The sequence below is a fragment of the Kocuria cellulosilytica genome, from assembly GCF_040981245.1.
In the GTDB taxonomy this organism is placed as follows: domain Bacteria; phylum Actinomycetota; class Actinomycetes; order Actinomycetales; family Micrococcaceae; genus Kocuria; species Kocuria cellulosilytica.
The window spans coordinates 1-537 of the sequence record NZ_JAVFWZ010000127.1 but is presented as its reverse complement, the minus strand read 5'-3'; the positions used below and the strand labels follow the sequence as shown (position 1 = coordinate 537).

The 537-nt window shown below is 70.8% G+C and carries 1 pseudogene; it reads left to right on the top strand.

The window, feature by feature from the left end:
- A pseudogene (locus RCG67_RS17325) lies at positions 1-537 on the top strand (PTS mannose transporter subunit IIA); the annotation flags it as partial.

Genomic DNA, 537 nt, shown 5'->3' with positions numbered 1-537 from the left:
CGCCTCGGGCGTGCTGACCTTCACGGTGCTGGGGGCGGGGCTGCAGGCTCCGGCGGCGCCGGGGTCGATCATTGCCCTGATGGCCCAGACCCCGCCTGCGGTGGGCAACTACCTGGGGGTGCTGTCCGGTGTGGCGATCGCCACGGTGGTGACGTTCCTGGTGGCGGCGGTGATCCTGAAGGCCTCCAAGGACAAGGGCGAGGGCGATCTCGCGGAGGCCACCACCCGGATGGAGACGATGAAGGGCAAGAAGTCCTCCGTCTCCTCCGCCATCGTGGGCACCAGCGGCGGCGCCGACACCGGCGGCGACAGCGCCCAGGCGCTGGCCGAGGGTGGGCCGGTGCGCCACATCGTGTTCGCCTGCGACGCCGGGATGGGGTCCTCCGCGATGGGGGCCTCGGTGCTGCGCAACAAGGTGAAGGCAGCCGGTTTCAGCGACGTCAAGGTCACGAACGCGGCGATCGCCAACCTCACCGACGACTTCGACATCGTGGTGACCCACCAGGACCTGGCGACCCGTGCCCGGCCGAAGGTGCC